This is a genomic window from Flavobacterium xinjiangense (assembly GCF_900142885.1).
Classification (GTDB): Bacteria; Bacteroidota; Bacteroidia; order Flavobacteriales; family Flavobacteriaceae; genus Flavobacterium; species Flavobacterium xinjiangense.
This window is the reverse complement of record NZ_FRCL01000018.1, coordinates 12,945-31,287: the sequence shown is the minus strand read 5'-3', so window position 1 is coordinate 31,287 and position 18,343 is coordinate 12,945. Positions and strand designations below refer to the sequence as shown.

The following is an 18,343-nucleotide window of genomic DNA, read 5'->3' as shown; positions in this document are numbered from 1 at the left end:
TTTAAAAAAAGCGACTGTGCCAGCTGTCAATAGCGGGAACTTCCCACGATTCATTGTATTCTTCGATGTTATTAACCAAATTATTAAAAACGATAGTGTTTTCAGTAACGGCTTTATCCTTAACCATTTTCTTAAAATCAATCAAAGGCTTATGTGCAATATGCTCCCCTAGTTTGAAAGTCACATTCATTTTATCCAATAAATCAACACCGTATTTTTGTTCTAAACTTTGAATAAACTCAACAGATGAATCAATTGAACATCCTGTTGCAGCCTGAACATCTTGATCAACGGCAATTATAATGAATCTATTGTATTTTAACTGATAAGACGACACTAGACTTGTTCCGTGTGCAGCCCAGCCTTCAAGAAAGGATTGCAAAGCAGTTTCGATTTCAGAAAACTCGGCATCCGAAAATTTTCTGTTTGATTGATAAATCCAGATTTTAGATTCTTCGGGTAAATTTTCAAAAGGAACGTACATAATTTTATTTTTATAATTAACGCTGTTATAATTATTAAAACGTTGAAACAAGTCCAAATCCCACTTGTTTACCGTCATAATAAGGAATAAATGCTGTTTTTTTATTTGTTTGTTTTTTAGAAGCTAGTAATCTATTAATGGAAGGATATAGCCAGTAAGCAGCCTTTGCGCTTAATATTCCAATTCCTGCTCCAGCAACTACATCCGTGAGCCAGTGTTTGTTATTATAAAGCCTAAATGCTCCTGTGCCTGTAGCAACTAAATATCCTGAAATACCATACCATATAGACACATCCTTGTATTCTTGGTAAACTAATTCTGCTCCCATAAAAGCAGTAGCAGTATGTCCCGAAGGAAAAGAATTAAAGCCAGAACCATCAGGCCGCTCTACTTTAAGAGTCCTTTTTAAACTATTTACTGCAATTCCCATAATTAAATATGAAGTTGCAACGATAATGGTTTTATCACGGAAATTATTTTTCCCCTTAATACCAATAGCACTCAAACCATAAACGGAAGCCAAAGGAAGATATTGCGAAAAATCATCAATAGTGAACTTTTTATCAATGTTCTCTTTTACCTCTTCTTTAATTTGATCATTAAATGATTCGAGCTGATCATTACCAATTCCTATTATTCCATAACCAATTAAAACTCCAGGAATAATTAATTGTTTTGCTCTAAAGTGGATTTGTAGCTTATTTTTAATTGCTAAACTATCTACTGGAGTGGCATCAACAGACTGGGCAGATGAGACCAAACTCAACAGCATTATTATGAAAAATAGAACATTTTTATAAATCATAATAGCCGATTAAGTAAATTAAAATAGAATACTTACAAATCTTGAGCATTAGCAATTAACTCAGCAATGTCCATAACTTTTACATCACCTTCTTTCTCTTTATTTTTTATTCCATCAGTCATCATTGTATTACAAAATGGACAACCAGCAGCAATAATATCGGGTTTTGTTTCTAATGCATCTTCGGTTCTTTCAACGTTGATTTCTTTGTTCCCAGGTTCAGCGTCTTTAAACATTTGTGCTCCACCGGCACCACAGCATAATCCATTTGCTTTAGAACGTTTCATCTCAACTAATTCGGCATCCAGTTTAAGTATCAGATCTCTAGGAGCTTCATAGACGTTATTAGCTCTTCCTAAATAACACGGATCATGAAAAGTGATTCTTTTTCCTTTGAATTGCCCTCCTTCAATTGTCAATCTTCCATCATCTAAAAGTGATTTCAAAAATTCCGTGTGATGGACTACTTCGTACTTTCCGCCTAATTCAGGATATTCATTTTTCAAAGTATTAAAACAATGCGGACAAGCAGTAACTATTTTTTTTGCCTCATATGCATTTAAAACCTCAATATTCATCATGGCTTGCATTTGAAACAAAAACTCATTTCCAGCTCTTTTTGCAGGATCTCCAGTACAACTTTCCTCAGTACCTAGTACCGCAAAAGAAACATTGCTACGATTTAAAATTCGAACAAATGCTTTTGTTATTTTTTTTGCTCTATCATCAAAACTTCCTGCACAACCTACCCAAAATAAAACTTCTGGTTGCTTCCCTTGAGCTAGCATTTCTGCCATTGTTGGCACTATTAAATTTTCTGACATGATTTTTTTATTGATTCGGTTAAACGTTTAAAGGAATAACCAATTAAACTTTAAAATATTAGTTTTCGTTTTTCCAATTTAAGCGGTCTTGTTGATTGTATTGCCAAGGCGCACCATTATTTTCTATATTGGTCATCATAGCATTTATTGGCATTGGCGCGGCACTTTGTTCCATAACTAAATAGCGTCGCATATCCATTATTATTGATAGCGGACTTATACTTACTGGACACTCCTCCACACATGCATTACAGGATGTACATGCCCAAAGCTCTTCTGGTGTAATATAATCGTTTAACAATGATTTATTATCCGGAATAAAAACTCCTTTATTAGCATCGATATTCCTGCCTACCTCTTCAATTCGATCTCTGGTGTCCATCATAATTTTACGAGGAGATAATTTTTTTCCCGTAATATTAGCTGGGCATGAGGAAGTACAACGACCACATTCAGTACAAGTATAAGCATTCAATAATTGAACCCAATTTAAATCTTGGACATCACTTGCTCCAAACTTACTTGGCACTTCATTTTCAGCAGCTGGTGGCGCTGCTGCAAATGGATCTGCATTTGGATCCATCATCATCTTTACTTCCTTTGTAACGGATTCTAAGTTATCAAATTGACCTTGAGGATTTAGATTTGCAAAATAAGTATTAGGGAAAGCCAAGAGAATATGCAAGTGTTTCGAAAAGTACAAGTAATTCATAAAAATCAAAATACCAGTGATGTGCAACCACCAAAATATTTCGGTAAAAAGCATCACCAATTCGTTTGACATCCCGTTAAATAACGGCTCAATAAATTGACTGATAGGAAATGACCCTGCTTTGATAAAATGAGAAAAACCTCCAGGAACATTTTGTAAATGCAAATCAGTTGCATTCATTAATAAAAACAAAGTCATTAAAACAACCTCAAAATATAAAATATAATTAGCGTCATTTTTAGGAGAGCCTTTCAAATCTGAACTTGCAAATCGTTTTAATCTTATAATATTTCTTCTGGTCCAAAAAGCAATAACAGCAACTAAAACTAATAATGCTAATATTTCAAAAGAAGCGATCAATACATTATATACTGGTCCTAAAAAAGAAAAAACTCTGTGCGTGCCAAATAAACCATCAATTATTATTTCTAATAATTCTATATTGATTATAACAAAACCAACATACACAATAATATGAAGTGCTCCTGCTATAGGTCGTTTCACCATTTTAGACTGACCAAGAGCAATCATGGCCATATTATTCCAACGTGCTTTTTTGTTATCTTTCCTGTCAACAGCCACACCAAGATTAATATTTCTAATAATTTTCCTAATATTATTATAAAAATATCCAAAACCTATAACCAATAATATGGCAAATAATATATTGTCTAAATAGCTCATCATTGCTAATTTTTTATTTTAATTATTGAATCATTTTTTGGAGCAATATATGGTTTATTTTTCTTTCCAAATACAGAAATATTAACATATCTTGTTGGTACTAGTCTTATATCTTGTAGTAACAATTCTAATTCTTTTGTAGTAGCTTTTAAATTTTCATAAAAGGCTTCATCGTGCAATAATTTCCCCATAGAACCCTTTCCAGCTTCTAAACCGCTCATTATACCGTCAACTCTTGCCAATGTTTTATTTAGATTTCTTACGGTTTTTCCTAAATCAGCTTTATTTATTGAATCCGATATTTTAGAAAAATCGTTAGAAATTTTGTTGAAGTTAGTGACAGCTCCTTTTATTTGCGCTTTGTTTTCGTCTAATAAAGTATTTACACTTGCAGATGCTCTATGAAACTGTTCAATAGTTTTAGACAACTCTGATAAACTTACTTTCAAATCTTCTTGACCTTTTTTATCTAAAACATTATTAACCCCTGTTATTAGTTGATCTGTATGAAGCATTATTTTTTCAAACTTTTCCTGAAGTGGAGCTAATTGATCACCTACTTTTTCAGTAAGTCCTATTTTTACGTCTCCACGCAGTTTTTGCCCATCTTCTGCAATGGTTTTATCTTGAAAATTATGATAAATCGCGATTTGCTTTCCTCCAATAAATCCTGGCTCATAAATTGTGGCTACACTGGATTTAGAAATTGGAAAATCCGTTTTTAATTGAAGTTCAACTAATAGATTTCCGTTTTCGTGATTTAAAGCAATACTATTTACTTTACCGATGATTAGACCATTTAAGGTCACAGGTGAAGATGTGGCCAATCCCTCAACATTTTTATATTCAACATAAAAAGTTTTGTAATTTGTAAAAAGGTCTCTTCCTTTTAGAAAACTGTAGCCCCAAATAAATAATAAAATAGATGCAATGACTAGTACGGCAGTTTTAATTTCTCTTGTTATTTTCAAAATTTAAGTATTTTGCACAAATTTAATATAAAAATTTAAACTTGTTATTATAATTTAACGGCTTCTTGTATACTAATTTTTTCACCGTTTTTAAAAGCTACCAGATATGCAGAGGGAAAACCTTTAGATTTTGCAATTTCTAAATTTTGTTTAGCTGTAGTATAGTCTGATGTTGAACTATAATTGTACTTAAAAAAAATTCCATTTTCTGTTGATAATGAAACGTTTTTCAATCCTTTAAAATTAACGGGGACTAATTTGATGCTTTTTTTTGAAGTTGCGATTTGAACTTTAAAAACTACTCCAGAGGATACTTTATCAACAGTCTTTTTTTGTGCAGATACCGTTTCCTTCGATGTTTTATTTTTTAAAATAGTTGCAGTGTCTTTTCTTTGATTTTTCGTTGATCTTTCCAATGCTGGTTCATCTGAATCAATTTCAAAATATTGTCTTTTGTAACTAATAATGGCGTCGGCAATAGTTTCTGCCATTTTATCTTGCCCTGATTCAGAATTTAGGTAAAGTCCCTCTTCTTTATTGGATAAAAAACCTAATTCAATCAAGACGCTTGGCATATATGCCGCATCCAAAACCCATAAAGGTGTTTGCTTAATTCCTCTTGATTTTCTATTCAATTTTGAAGTGAAATTCTTTTCTATTTTTGATGCCAGACTAATACTTCTATTCAGGTATTCTTCTTGCATAATCTTCAGACCAATCAGTGTTTCCGGTTTATTAGGATCAAAACCTTTGTACGATTTTTTATAATTTTTTTCCAATAATATTACCGAGTTTTCTTTTTTCGCTATTTCAAAATTAGTGTTGCTGCGGGCTAAACCCATTACAAAAGTTTCAGTACCGTATGGAGTTGCATTGGAAACAGAATTGCAATGTATAGAAATAAACAAGTTAGCATCAATATTATTTGCAACCTTCGGCCTTTCTCTTAATTCTATAAAAACATCTTTTTTCCTAGTGTAAACAACCTGAATATCTCGATCTCTTTGAAGATATTTTTCCACTTTTAAAGTAGTTTTAAGGGCAATATCTTTTTCCACAAAACCATTATAAGAGTTCCCTGGATCCTTGCCTCCGTGTCCTGCATCTAGTATAATAACAAAATTGCGACTGGACTGAGAAATAATATTTAAAGAAAAAAATAGGATTATAAACAAGAACTTGACATTAATTTCTTTTGATATTTTCAAAATTCAGGGAGTTTTTTTTATTGTAATTGGAAACCTATTCTAGTATGCTAATTTTTAATCGCATCTTCAACACTGATTTTTTCTCCATTTTTAAAGGCGATTAAAAATGCAGAATCATAGCCTTTTTTTTTAGCCTCTTGTAATTGTTTTTTTGCTTCTTCATAATCACGGGTTTCCCCATACATATATTTATAGACATTGTTATCATAGGCTACAGATATATTTTTCAGCCCCTTGAAATTTCTTGGTTGCAATTCAACTCTTTTAATACTTGCTGAAAGTTGTACTTTAAATAGTGCGGCTGAGTTATCAGTTCCTTTCAGCGTTTTTTTTTGTTCAGAAGAATTAAAATTCATTTTAGGTCTAACCGCCGTTACTGTATCTCTAATTGGTTTTTCAATGATTTTCTGTGATGGTTTAGTATCAAAGGTTTCCGGTTCGCCACTTCCATAATATTCATTTTTATAGCTAATAATCGCTGATGCAATAGCTTTTGCAATTTCATTCTGACCTTCTTCAGAGTCTAGGAGATTTCCTTCTTCAAAATTAGAAATAAAGCCCATTTCAATAAGAACTCGGGGCATGTACGCTTTATGAAGTACCATATAAGGTGCTTGTTTAACTCCTCCACCTCTAATTTTTTTACCAAGGGCTCCAAAAGCATCCTCAACTTTGCTGGCCAACGAAATACTGTTATCTAAGTATTCCTCTTGCATCAACGTCATTCCAATCATGGTCTCAGGAGAATTAGGGTCAAACCCTTCATATTTTTGTTTGTAATCTTTTTCCAAAGTAATAACGGAGTTCTCCTTTTTAGCTGCTTCTAAGTTTGAAGCCACTTTTGTCATACCCATAACATACGTTTCCGTACCAAATCCAGCAGTATTTCTATTTGCATTGCAGTGTATCGAAACAAAAATATTGGCATCAGCTCTGTTAGCAATATTAGCTCGCTCCACTAAATCAATAAAAACATCAGTTTTTCTAGTATAAATGACGTCTGTTTGCGGAGCGGCTTCCAAAATTCTTCCCACTTTAAGAACAACAGCCAAAGCTATGTTTTTCTCCACGTGGCCATTATATACGGCGCCAAAATCATGAGCACCATGTCCCGCATCTAATGTTACTTTAAATACATTTGATTGACTATAGGCAGAAAAAGTAACTACCATAAGAAAGAAAGTGACTAGCATTTTAATTTTAAATGTAATATTCATAATTCTTAAAATTAATTTAATTAAAACTCTAGGGTTATAAATTCTATAATTGATTATTTTTGACAAAAAATTATATGTAAGTTTGACGTGTCAAAAAACAGGCCATAATTTTACAAAAATAGCATTTAAACCTTTGCATACAAACTTATTTAATATCGTTTTATTATCAATTTTCCTAACCATAGGATCAGGAAAATTATATTCTCAAGGTACAACAAAAAAAACAACTGCTATACCTACTAGCAAACAAACAGATAGCTCTAAAACTGTTGTTCCTAATAGTAAAAAATCAGCAACCACAATAAAAAAGGAAAACGATTCAATAAAAATCGATACTATAAAGCAAAAGAAAGCATTTTTGGACGGTAAAGTAAAATACAAAGCCGAAGACTACGCTAAGATTGATCAAAAGAAAAAACTTATTACTTTATATAACAAGGCTGAGCTATATTATCAGGACATAGAACTAAAATCTGGTATTATTGTTATGGATTATGAAAAGAATGAAGTTTATGCGGGTCGAATAAAAGATTCTTCAGGAGTATACACGCAATATCCAAATTTTAAACAAGGAAGTAACGTTGTTGAACCTGATTCCATTCGTTTTAATTTTAAAACTAAAAAAGCACTAATTTGGAATTCAAGATCTGACCAAGGGGAATTTAAAATAAAAGCAGAAATCACAAAAAAAGAAAATGACTCTGTTTATTTCTTGAAAAATGCTCGATTTACCACATCAAAAGATGTAGATAATCCGGAATATTATTTCCAAACAAGAAAAGTAAAATTTATTCCGGGCAAAAAAGTAGTCACGGGACTGACTAATATGGTTATCGCTGATGTTCCAACACCAATAGCATTACCTTTTGCTTTTTTTCCTATGAGTAAAGAAACCAGCCTGTCAGGAATAATCTTACCTAGTTACAATGATTCTAACACCAGAGGTTTTTCGTTGCAAAATGCTGGATATTATTTTGCGCTAAGCGACAATTATGATTTGACTGTTTTAGGTGATTACTATACCAATGGTAGTTATGGGATGCGTTTTGAATCCAGTTATGCCAAACGGTATAAATTTAGAGGTAATTTCAATGTTCGATTTGAAAATTTAATTAACAGTGAAAGAGGATATCCTGATTACTCCAAGCAAAAAATTTACAACATACAGTGGTCACATGCGAAGGATTCAAAATCGAATCCGAATTCAAGTTTTTCGGCATCTGTGAATCTGGGGAGCAGCAAATATTTTAGGCAGTCGATCAATCAGGCAAATGTTGGATCAAACCTGAATAACACATTAAGTTCCTCGATTTCATACAGTAAAACATTCAACACAGTTCCTCAAGTTAGAATGTCATTGACTGCAACCCATTCGCAAAACACGCAAACCCAAGAAATTAACATGACGTTGCCTACTCTTCAGGTAAGTATGGATCGTATTTATCCTTTTGTTGGCAAAGACGGTGTCAAAAAAGGATTTTTCAAGAATATCAACCTACAATATAATTTAAGTGGAAAAAATAGTATTGTAACGACTGATTCTTTATTCTTTAAACCACAGATGTTTAGAGATGCTAAAACGGGTATTGAACACACGATCCCGCTGAGCACTAATTTCAAATTATTTAAATATTTCAGTGCTTCCAGCTCTTTCAATTACAGAGAAGTATGGTACACCAAAACGATTTCAAGAAATTATGATATAGATCAAAGCAAAGTAGTGGATAATACTATTAATGGTTTTGATGCTTTTAGAACGTATTCTTTCTCATCCAGTTTAGGGACTACAATTTACGGTACTTTTAATTTTGGTGATGATAAAAAAATAAAATCCATCAGACACGTCATGCGACCTTCCCTTTCTTATGGTTATACTCCAAGTTTTGAAAAATACTACGATAGTTACGCTTCTGATGCTACTGGAACTATGATTAAACAATACTCCCGCTTTGAAAGTGGGATCTTTGGAGCACCTGGAAACAGCAACTCTAACACGCTTGGTTTCGATTTGAGTAATACGTTTGAAGCAAAAGTCACTGATAAGGATTCGACAAAAATTGAACCTAAGAAAGTAATGCTTCTTAACAATTTGAATCTTTCTACAAGTTACAACCTAAATGCTGACGGAGTTACCTCTCTTGCTTTTGCACCAGTTAGAGTTAGTGGTGGTACACAACTATTGAAAAATAAGATGAATGTGAATTTTGGCGCCACATTAGATCCTTATGCCATCAATAATTCAGGAACCAGAATTAATGTTTTCAATATTGACAATGGCGGAAGTTTATTCCGAATGACAAGTGCAAATATGACCTTGAATTACGCCATTTCGAGCAAGGAAAAGGATAAACCTAAGAAAGAAAAGAACACTCAAAGTGAAAGAAACGGTGGTCGTGAAGATGATTTATTTGGAACAAATACAGATTTAGGCGATAGCAGAAAAAGTCAATTTGGTGAGGAAGAAGAAAATGAAGAGGACAAAATATCGGAGTTTTTTAGTGCCAAGTTACCTTGGGACATGACTTTTGCTTATTCACTGACTTATGGGAATAACAATAGAGAAAAGAAAATTATTGGGAATTCATTAATGATTTCAGCTAACGCAGACATTACACCTAAATGGAAAGCAGGTGTATCTACAGGTTATGATTTTGTTCAAAAGGGAGTAACATTTACACAGTTTCGTTTCGAAAGAGATTTACTGAGCTGGAGAATGGATTTCAATTGGACACCATTTGGCGATAATGCTAACTGGGGATTCTTTATTGGGATCAAAGCCGGTGTTTTAAGCGATATTAAATGGGATAAACGTAGTAGAACCAATCGATAGTTTCTTATTTTTTTTTAATTATGATTAATTTCAAGCAGAAAACAGACAAGGCTTTTACATCTTTACAAACAGAAACTAATAAATCATAATTGATTAATTTCCAAAAAAAAACTTTAAAAATCTAATACATTCATTTTATGAAAAACATAATTTTTACCGAAAATGCACCAGCTCCAATTGGTCCTTATAACCAAGCCGTACTTAAAGGAAATACACTTTATACTTCAGGACAAATTGCTATAAATCCAAAATCTGGAGAATTAGTTACGGATACTATTGAGTCCGAAACCGAACAAGTGATGCAAAATATGAAAGCAGTTCTAGAAGCTGCCGGAATGACATTTGAAAATGTTGTAAAAACAACTATTTTTATAATGGACATGAATGATTTCGGAAAAATAAATACCGTTTATGGCGCTTATTTTAACGAAAAAACTGCGCCAGCTCGGGAAACAGTTCAAGTGGCTTGTTTGCCAAAAAATGTAAATGTGGAAATTTCTATGATTGCTATTCTTTAGTAATCAAGTGATCAGTTCCAGTTCTTAATATAGCTAGCATTAATAAAATTGATTGCAAATAAAAAACACTACGGATTTACTTTTTTACAAGTAAATCCGTAGTGTTTTTTTATTAATGGAAAACGGAACACTCCTTCTTAAAACTATTTATTTGCTATATGATAAGCAATAAGTCCGTCAATTGGTCTTCTCAGAACATTTCCTAATTTCAATTCATATTTATCAAAAGTCTCTTGCAATTCATCCTTCAAATAAAAGGCAATGGAACCTACAAAATGAACAGGAACTTCTTTACAGTTTTCGTATTGTTTAATATAATTTTTCACAAAAGATTTCATCCCCTTGAAGATAATTTTTCTACAAAACTCACTGTCTTTATGTTGAATTAGGAACTTTGCAAATGTTGCTAGATAAGCGTTTGGATTTGCTTCTTTATACAATTTACTTTTAACTGCATCAGGCTCTAAATCGTACTCTTTTTCAAATTCAACAGCTAATTCCTTAGGCATTTTGTTGAAATAATACTTTCTGATTAATTCTTTTCCAAAAACATTACCGCTACAGTCATCCATAACTATATAGCCTAATGATTGCACTTTTTGATGTAATTCTTTACCATCAAAATAACTGCAGTTAGACCCAGTACCTAAAATACTAACAATAGCTTTTTCACCTTTAGGAGTAGTGGCATATACAGCAGCATAAGTATCCTCTTCAACAACTATAATTGCGTTTGGAAAATAGCTTTGAAAGATTTGAGAGAGAGAAATTTTCATTCTTTCAGTTCCGCACCCTGCTCCATAGAAAAACAAATGGGTAGCTTCCTTTTTATTTTGCAAAATATCAAAACGGTCATTTAAACGTTCAATTATTTCGTCTCCGTCTAAAATTTCAGGATTTAATCCTAAAGTTTGTGTTGTAAACAATACTTTTCCATCATCATCTATTGCAATCCAATCGGCTTTGGTAGAACCACTATCAACTAATAATCTCATTTTTTTTGGTTTTTTTTGGTTTTTGAATTTTGAGCAATTTAAATTAAAACACCTGCAGCATAAAATTTGGATTTTTAAAAGTGCGCAAAAAATAAAATCCCGTTAAATGTAATATAACGGGATTTGTAAATATAAAGAATTATTTTAAACCTGCAATATGTACAGATAAATCAATTAACTTGCTAGAATAACCATATTCATTATCATACCAAGAGATGATTTTGAAGAAAGTAGAGTTCAATCCAATTCCAGCATTAGCATCAATAATAGATGTTCTTGAATCAGAAACGAAATCTTGGGAAACAACTAAATCTTCAGTATATCCTAAGATACCTTTCATTGTAGTTTCAGACGCATTTTTCAATACTGCCATAATTTCTTCGTAAGAAGTTTCTTTTTCAACTTTTACAGTTAAATCAACTACAGAAACATCAGTGGTAGGAACACGCATTGACATACCTGTTAATTTTCCATTCAATGCAGGAATAACTTTCCCTACCGCTTTAGCAGCACCTGTAGAAGAAGGGATGATGTTACATGAAGCAGCACGTCCACCTCTCCAGTCTTTTCTAGAAGGACCATCCGTAGTCATTTGAGTTGAAGTCGTAGCATGAACAGTAGTCATTAAAGCTTCAACAATTCCGAAATTATCATTTATAACTTTAGCCAATGGAGCTAAACAGTTCGTTGTACAAGAAGCATTAGAAACGATTAAATCAGAAGCTTTTGCTGATTCATGATTAACACCCATTACAAACATAGGAGCATCAGCTGAAGGCGCAGAAATTATTACTTTTTTGGCTCCACCTTTTATATGCTCATTTGCAGTTTCAATAGTAGTAAAGAAACCGGTACATTCAGCAACTACATCAACATCAACTTCATTCCATTTTAAATCTGCAGGATTTCTTTCTGCTGTGATACGAATATTTCTTCCGTTTACAAAAAGTTTTCCTTCTTTTACTTCGACAGTTCCATTGAAACGACCGTGAACTGAATCATATTTTAATAAGTAAGCTAAATGATCTACATCTAACAAATCATTTATAGCTACAACTTCTACATTATCTCTATTGAAAGACTCTCTAAATACAATTCTTCCAATTCTTCCAAAACCGTTTATTCCTAATTTTACTTTTGACATTTTAATTGATTTTTTGTTTATTTTCTGTAACTTCATTTAAAGTCTAATTTCCTCACAATAAACTTCATTTTTTTATTTATGTAGACATGATGTCTGAAACTCTTAATAATTCTCTGTCTATTTCTGTTTTACCTTTAATAGCTTGCTCTAATGGTGTCAACGTTACCTTATCATTTTGTAGGCCAACCATGTAGCTTGATTTCCCTTCTATTAACGATTCAACCGCTTTTACTCCTAGTCTACTTGCAAGAACTCTGTCAAAACAAGATGGAGACCCACCTCGCTGCATGTGACCAAGAACTGAAACACGTACATCATATTCAGGTAAATTGGCATCAACATAATCTTTCAATTCAAATACGTTCTTACCTATTTTATCACCTTCAGCAATAACAACTATACTGGATGACTTACCAGAAGCCTTACTTTTTTGCAGGGATTCAAGTAATCTGTCTAATCCTAAATCTTCTTCAGGAATAAGGATTTCTTCTGCACCTGCACCTATACCGGCATTCAAAGCGATATGCCCTGCATCTCTACCCATTACTTCGACAAAAAATAAGCGGTTGTGAGAACTTGCTGTATCTCTAATTTTATCGATTACATCAACAACGGTATTTAACGCAGTATCATAACCTAATGTATGGCTTGTTCCAAAAATATCATTGTCAATAGTTCCAGGTATTCCCATTACTGGAAAATCAAATTCACTATTAAATAACAATCCTCCTGTAAAAGTTCCATCACCACCAATGACTACCAAAGCATCAATTCCGGCTTTTACAAGATTTTCATGCGCTTTCTTTCTACCTTCTGGTGTTCTGAATTCAGTAGAGCGAGCCGATTTTAAAATCGTCCCTCCTTTATTGACTATGTTATTTACACTTCGAGGCCCCATTTCTTTGAAGTCTCCTTCAATCATTCCTTGATATCCTCTATAAATTCCTATACATTCTATGTTGTGATAAGCGCAAGTTCTAACAACTGAACGTATCGCTGCATTCATTCCTGGCGAGTCTCCGCCTGAGGTTAGAACGCCAACCTTTTTTATTGTTTTTGGCATTATTTAAGTATTAAAGTGTAAAATTAACAAACATTCAGCACTTATAGAGCTGAGTTTTTAATAAATTAGGACAGCCCTTTAAATTCAAACGTTTTCGTTAATAAGTTTTTAAAAAAGCAAAAAAATATTGGTTTTATTTAACAAAATTTAAAAAAAATCAATTATTTTATAATTATTAACAGTTAAAGATAGTTAATAATTAAATATTTAAGAAATGAGTTATGAGAAATTAAGTATATAGTAAGCAAAATCTTTTACAACAAAGTACAACCGAATCAATCCAAAATCTTTTATCGAAATATGATAGTCAAGTTAATTAATCCTCTTCAGGTGATAGAGCTTCCTGATCGATGTCCGGTTTTTTAGTTTTTGATTTTTTGGGATTCGAAAAATTAATATAATCAGGAGCTAAATCAGAGTCCTGATCTTCTATAGCAGGATTCGGGCTGCTCTCAACTCCTAATTTATGGCTTTTGAATATTTTATTGACAAATTCTTTAAAGGTATCAAAATCCACTTCGTAAGAAACCCCTACACCTTGTGTATAACCAATTCCTTGTCCTATGTAGTTTATATCATTTTCTTTGTTAAAAAGACGCAAATTCATGCTTCCGTCTTCATTAACTCTATAAAGCACTTCTACATCGCCTACAATTGCTGATTCATTTATCCCTCCAAAAGGAACCCCTACTTTTCCGTTTATTGTAATCCTTTCATTAATTTTTGATGAAATTGTAGCTATAAATCTTCCATCAGTTTCTCTTCCAATTCTCCTATCAGCAGAAACAAAATTAAATCCAACTTTAAATTTCTCATTATCAGTACGTATTATACCACCTAACAAACTTGTAGCTGTCTCAAACAAACTTCCTGAAAAGTCCGATTGATTTACTCCTTCCGGACTTAAGAAACCACCAGACGATAATAGATACAAAGCTTGTGTCTGTCTAACATCCTTGTCATTTAATTTGTATTGAATTTCAGATTTTAATACATTACTAACCGTTGGAAATTCAATATTAAAATCCGGTTCCGGGCTCGTCAAATCGCCTCGAACACCAATTATAACTTCAACAGGCACTTTTGAGTTAAAGGACGAATTTTCTAAAAGCACAGCAGGGTTTGCAGTGGTTTTATATACTGCTTCTAAATTTAATTGTGCTTTCATAGGATTACCTTCCCATGTAATTGATCCGCCTTTTTTTACAGCAAATTTCTTATCGATAAGTCCGCCATATTTAAAATTATAGCTTCCTTCATACGCCTGGAAATCTCCCCACATATTAAATTTACCTAATGTGTTTATCTTAAACAACAAAGATCCAAAACCTTTTCCTTTCATTCCATGACCGGTATTTCGATCTAGAATCACTTCTACTTCGGCATCTGGAGTTATATCTAAATCAAATTCTAATTCGAGTCCTTTATAATTTCTAGTGTTTTCAAAAATTCCTTTTTCGATATTATATTTTTCTTTTGGAGTAACGAAATGAATAAAACTATTATCACTAACACTTTGCGCATTGTTAATAGGAATTTTAATCGTTGTTCCTTTCTCCGATTTTGCATCAACTTTTATAAAAAGTCCATTTGTAGGCCCTTTTATGGTTGCCGTACCATCTATAAATGCAGTACCGTAATAAGCCGCGTCATCACTGTCTTTAGTATCTAATGCTAAGAGTCTTTTTGAATTTATAGTTAAGTCTAATTTCCAGTCCGAAAAATTTTTGTGCTGAATACTTCCGTTTAAAGACCCCTTTGTACCATATTTTGTGTCTGTCAATGTGTTATCTCTAAACAAAAACCGCTCATCAGAAAGATCAATTATTGTTTTATCTTTCAATGCATAATCTACATTCAAATAAGGAATGGTCAATCCAGCATCATCAACATACAGACGACCATTAATATCTGGCTTTTTAAGATTTCCCTGAATTGTTGAATTTCCCGAAACAAAACCTCTTATATTTGACAACACTTCACCCCCTAGAGAGCTTAATGTACCCAAATTAAATTTATCGAATTTTAATTTTAGATCCAGTACTGTTTCTTTATTTACGATCTCAAAATTTCCATTCGCATTAAAAGACTCGATATTTTCATTTTCAATAGTGGAATTAATCGTGAACTTTTTAAAGTTTTCATCCCCTTCTATATCGAAAGTCAATAACCCTAGATCAGTTTTATTTACGTTTAAATGGTCGATCTCAATTGATGCTGTTGGCTGGTAAACATTCTTGTCTTGCTTGTAATGTACTTCCCCATTAATATTACCATTAAAAACAAATTTTTCATTCTCGGGCGTAATTTTATTTAAATCGACATCTTTGAAACTCAATTTTAAATCTTTGTAGGTCGGTCCGTTTATATCTCCCATCAATGAGATTGCCTGATCTTCATGTGACAGAATTATATTATCAATATTAAAATTTTTAAATGATTTATCAAAAACAATTTGGTTATCAGGTGCCTCCTGTTCATTTAAAAACCATAAATAATCTTTAAATTTAACTTCTGATTTACTAATTCCAACAACATTTTTGTTATTCTTATTAATCGTGTGGTATAAATTTAGATTGTAATAATCTTCCCCCTTATCGCCTCCTTTAAATTCTGAGCGAAAGAACAAGGTATCTTTCATAGTCACATTAATCAAACTAAAATCTCTGATTTTATAATACTTATTTTTTATACTATCTAATTCAATATAAGCATTATAAAGCGGGTTTTTATTATCTACGGAAATCCTGATGTTATCAAATGTATTATCTGATGCTTTTATCTGTGGGGAATTAAAATTTAATTTAAACTCTTGATTGTCTGAGTTAATATTTCCCTTTACAATAGTGTTAGGTCCAATAGAAATTTCAGGATAGAATATTTCAATAATTTTATTATAAATGGTAAAATCAAATTTAAGAAACTGTCCTTTTTTTACTTTATTGGGCTTGTAATTCGTATAAAGACTTCCCAACGAATTAGTTATCATATTTTTTAATTGACTAAACTCGTATTTACCAACAATTTCACCCTCCATAACATCTGGAGAATTTACAACTATAGTTCGTACTCGATTTTGATCAAAACTTGATTTTATAGCAAAATCATCAAAATTATAGGTTCCTTTTACATTTTGATATGAAGTTTTATTAACATACAAATCTCCCTGAAGATTCTCAATAGTATTACCGGAAGCTTGAACAACAACATCTCCTTTGAAAATAGATATAGAATCTTTTACAAAATTTAATTTATGCAAATCAGCGTTCTCAACATTAATATGAAAATCGTATCGACTGTCTTTTTTGCTTAAATCCAGTAAACCATCAAATGTCATACTTAAATTAGGGTCATTTACTGAAAGTTGTCCTTTATAATTAGGCATTTTAAAATTACCATTTACGACTACATTATTATAGGTGTAATTATTGTAATCAATTTGACTCACATCCCCTTTTATCGATGTATCTAAATATTTTTCTTTAAACCCTTTTCCATCCACATCTAAATCAAAACTTACTCTTCCTATATCTTTTCTATCAAATAAAGTACCTATGTCAAAATCTTCAATAACAACATTTCCTACATAAGACGCTTTGTCGATCACATCTATATTTTTCATCTGTAATTTAGAAGTCACTTTTCCCAATTCTGTTACCATTGAAAAATCAGCATCAATTGTCGTAGTAGTAATATGTGTAATACCCTTGGCAGAAAATTTTCCTAATTTTTTTAGCGTGGTTGGCAGCTTTTTTCCCAAAATATCAGGAAGTATAACTATGAGCTTGTCATAGCTGGAATAAAGTTTATCAAATTTACCATACATGTAAAACCCATGCTCTTTGTTTGCAAATAAATTCTTGAAATTTATATCACCTATTATCTGAGTGTTTTTGGAATCAATTAAATTTAAATTTGTTATCCTTAAATCATTCAGCGTTCCCTTAATATTTGCTTTTGTAAAAAAATGCTGGTTTTTGCCCAACTCTTTATAAAAAAACCGAATGTCATTTGACGCAATTGACGCCGTATCCAATTTTATATTAAATTGAACTTTATCCGTAAAATTGGAGAAATCTTCAATTTTATAATTCAAATAGACCGTCCCCTTTACCTTTGATCCCCTAGTTAATAAATCAAGATCTTCCAGTTTAATACTCTTCTTCGAATAACTAAATTTTGAACTTAAATTCTCAACATATAAACCACGATGATCCAGAAAGGACATTTTGTTGATTATGGTAGTAACTTCTGAGCCATACAATTGAAAATCATCGACAGAGGCATTCAATTTACTAAAATTAACTGATATAGGGGTCGCCCTATTCTCATCTGTTAAAATGAAATGACCATTATAAACATGAAGTTTAGAAGATTTTAATAGAAAATGTTTTTTTGACTTTTTTCCGGTTTCAAAGGCGGCAATAAACTTATCAATATTGGAGAATTTCTCGTTTTTATACGTTTTTAAATTAAAAATTAAACCATCTAAACGTAAATCTCCAAAAACCAAATCACCATCTAATAATTTTTTACCCTCTAAAATTGTCGTTTTAATTCGATTTGCATAAATCAAAGTGTCTTTATGATGATCCAGTATCAAAACTTTTTTAAACTTTACACCCCCAAAAATAGATACCGCAACTCCATCAATTGCAATATCAGTTTTAAAATCTTTATTAAGACTTCGGACAAAATATTGAGCTATTTTTGTTTGAACAAAAGGTGTTGTCAATGCAATACCAAGCACCAATAAAAGTAGGATAAGTCCAAGTATAGAACGAAATACTATTTTTCTAAATTTTTTGATACTTGTTTATTTTTTTAATTTTTATAATATTTTATTTTGCTTTTAGAAACAGCGGTCCTTTTAATAAAAATTCTTTAA

General features: G+C 32.0%; 13 protein-coding genes. 2 read left to right on the top strand and 11 right to left on the bottom strand.

Features of this window, described 5'->3' with window-relative positions; translation table 11 throughout:
• Position 1: 1 nt before the first annotated feature.
• Genes BUC23_RS15895 through BUC23_RS15865 form a run of 7 tightly spaced genes read right to left on the bottom strand, consistent with a single transcriptional unit; the run spans position 2 to position 6,905 of the window.
• The gene (locus BUC23_RS15895; protein ID WP_073211313.1) at positions 2-484 is read right to left on the bottom strand and encodes an ABC transporter ATPase; all 483 of its coding nucleotides are present in this window, start codon (positions 482-484) and stop codon (positions 2-4) included.
• Positions 485-518: 34 nt separating this feature from the next.
• Complete coding sequence (locus BUC23_RS15890; RefSeq protein WP_073211252.1) at positions 519-1,289, bottom strand: phosphatase PAP2 family protein; 771 nt, start codon at positions 1,287-1,289, stop codon at positions 519-521.
• A gap of 32 nt (positions 1,290-1,321) precedes the next feature.
• Positions 1,322-2,113 carry a (Fe-S)-binding protein gene (locus BUC23_RS15885; protein WP_073211249.1) on the bottom strand — a complete coding sequence of 264 codons (792 nt, stop codon included), beginning with the start codon at positions 2,111-2,113 and terminating at the stop codon, positions 1,322-1,324.
• 58 nt (positions 2,114-2,171) lie between these two features.
• Complete coding sequence (locus BUC23_RS15880) at positions 2,172-3,509, bottom strand: 4Fe-4S dicluster domain-containing protein (protein ID WP_073211310.1); 1,338 nt, start codon at positions 3,507-3,509, stop codon at positions 2,172-2,174.
• A 5-nt stretch (positions 3,510-3,514) separates the two neighbouring features.
• Positions 3,515-4,480: an MlaD family protein gene (locus BUC23_RS15875; RefSeq protein ID WP_073211246.1), complete on the bottom strand. Its 966-nt coding sequence runs from the start codon at positions 4,478-4,480 to the stop codon at positions 3,515-3,517.
• Positions 4,481-4,527: 47 nt separating this feature from the next.
• The gene (locus tag BUC23_RS15870) at positions 4,528-5,688 is read right to left on the bottom strand and encodes an N-acetylmuramoyl-L-alanine amidase (protein ID WP_244153847.1); all 1,161 of its coding nucleotides are present in this window, start codon (positions 5,686-5,688) and stop codon (positions 4,528-4,530) included.
• A 47-nt stretch (positions 5,689-5,735) separates the two neighbouring features.
• Positions 5,736-6,905, bottom strand: a complete 1,170-nt coding sequence (locus BUC23_RS15865; RefSeq protein WP_073211303.1) for an N-acetylmuramoyl-L-alanine amidase family protein — start codon at positions 6,903-6,905, stop codon at positions 5,736-5,738.
• Positions 6,906-6,987: 82 nt separating this feature from the next.
• On the opposite strand from BUC23_RS15865, the gene BUC23_RS15860 reads away from it, so the two are divergent.
• Both BUC23_RS15860 and BUC23_RS15855 read left to right on the top strand, forming a co-directional pair.
• Positions 6,988-9,735 carry a putative LPS assembly protein LptD gene (locus BUC23_RS15860; RefSeq protein WP_073211300.1) on the top strand — a complete coding sequence of 916 codons (2,748 nt, stop codon included), beginning with the start codon at positions 6,988-6,990 and terminating at the stop codon, positions 9,733-9,735.
• 137 nt (positions 9,736-9,872) lie between these two features.
• On the top strand, positions 9,873-10,253 hold the full coding sequence (locus BUC23_RS15855) for a RidA family protein (RefSeq protein WP_073211243.1): 381 nt from the start codon (positions 9,873-9,875) through the stop codon (positions 10,251-10,253).
• A gap of 143 nt (positions 10,254-10,396) precedes the next feature.
• On the opposite strand, the gene BUC23_RS15850 is transcribed toward BUC23_RS15855, so the two are convergent.
• The 4 genes from BUC23_RS15850 to BUC23_RS15835 all read right to left on the bottom strand — a co-directional run bounded on the left by BUC23_RS15850 (position 10,397) and on the right by BUC23_RS15835 (position 18,190).
• Positions 10,397-11,248, bottom strand: coding sequence for an N-acetylglucosamine kinase (locus BUC23_RS15850; RefSeq protein ID WP_073211240.1), 852 nt, complete (start codon positions 11,246-11,248; stop codon positions 10,397-10,399).
• A gap of 139 nt (positions 11,249-11,387) precedes the next feature.
• Positions 11,388-12,392: a type I glyceraldehyde-3-phosphate dehydrogenase gene (gap, locus tag BUC23_RS15845; protein WP_073211298.1), complete on the bottom strand. Its 1,005-nt coding sequence runs from the start codon at positions 12,390-12,392 to the stop codon at positions 11,388-11,390.
• Between the two features lie 76 nt (positions 12,393-12,468).
• Positions 12,469-13,455: a 6-phosphofructokinase gene (gene pfkA / locus BUC23_RS15840; protein WP_073211237.1), complete on the bottom strand. Its 987-nt coding sequence runs from the start codon at positions 13,453-13,455 to the stop codon at positions 12,469-12,471.
• A 316-nt stretch (positions 13,456-13,771) separates the two neighbouring features.
• Positions 13,772-18,190 (bottom strand): translocation/assembly module TamB domain-containing protein, encoded by a 4,419-nt coding sequence (locus tag BUC23_RS15835; RefSeq protein WP_139259939.1) that lies wholly within the window; start codon positions 18,188-18,190, stop codon positions 13,772-13,774.
• Positions 18,191-18,343 lie beyond the last annotated feature (153 nt).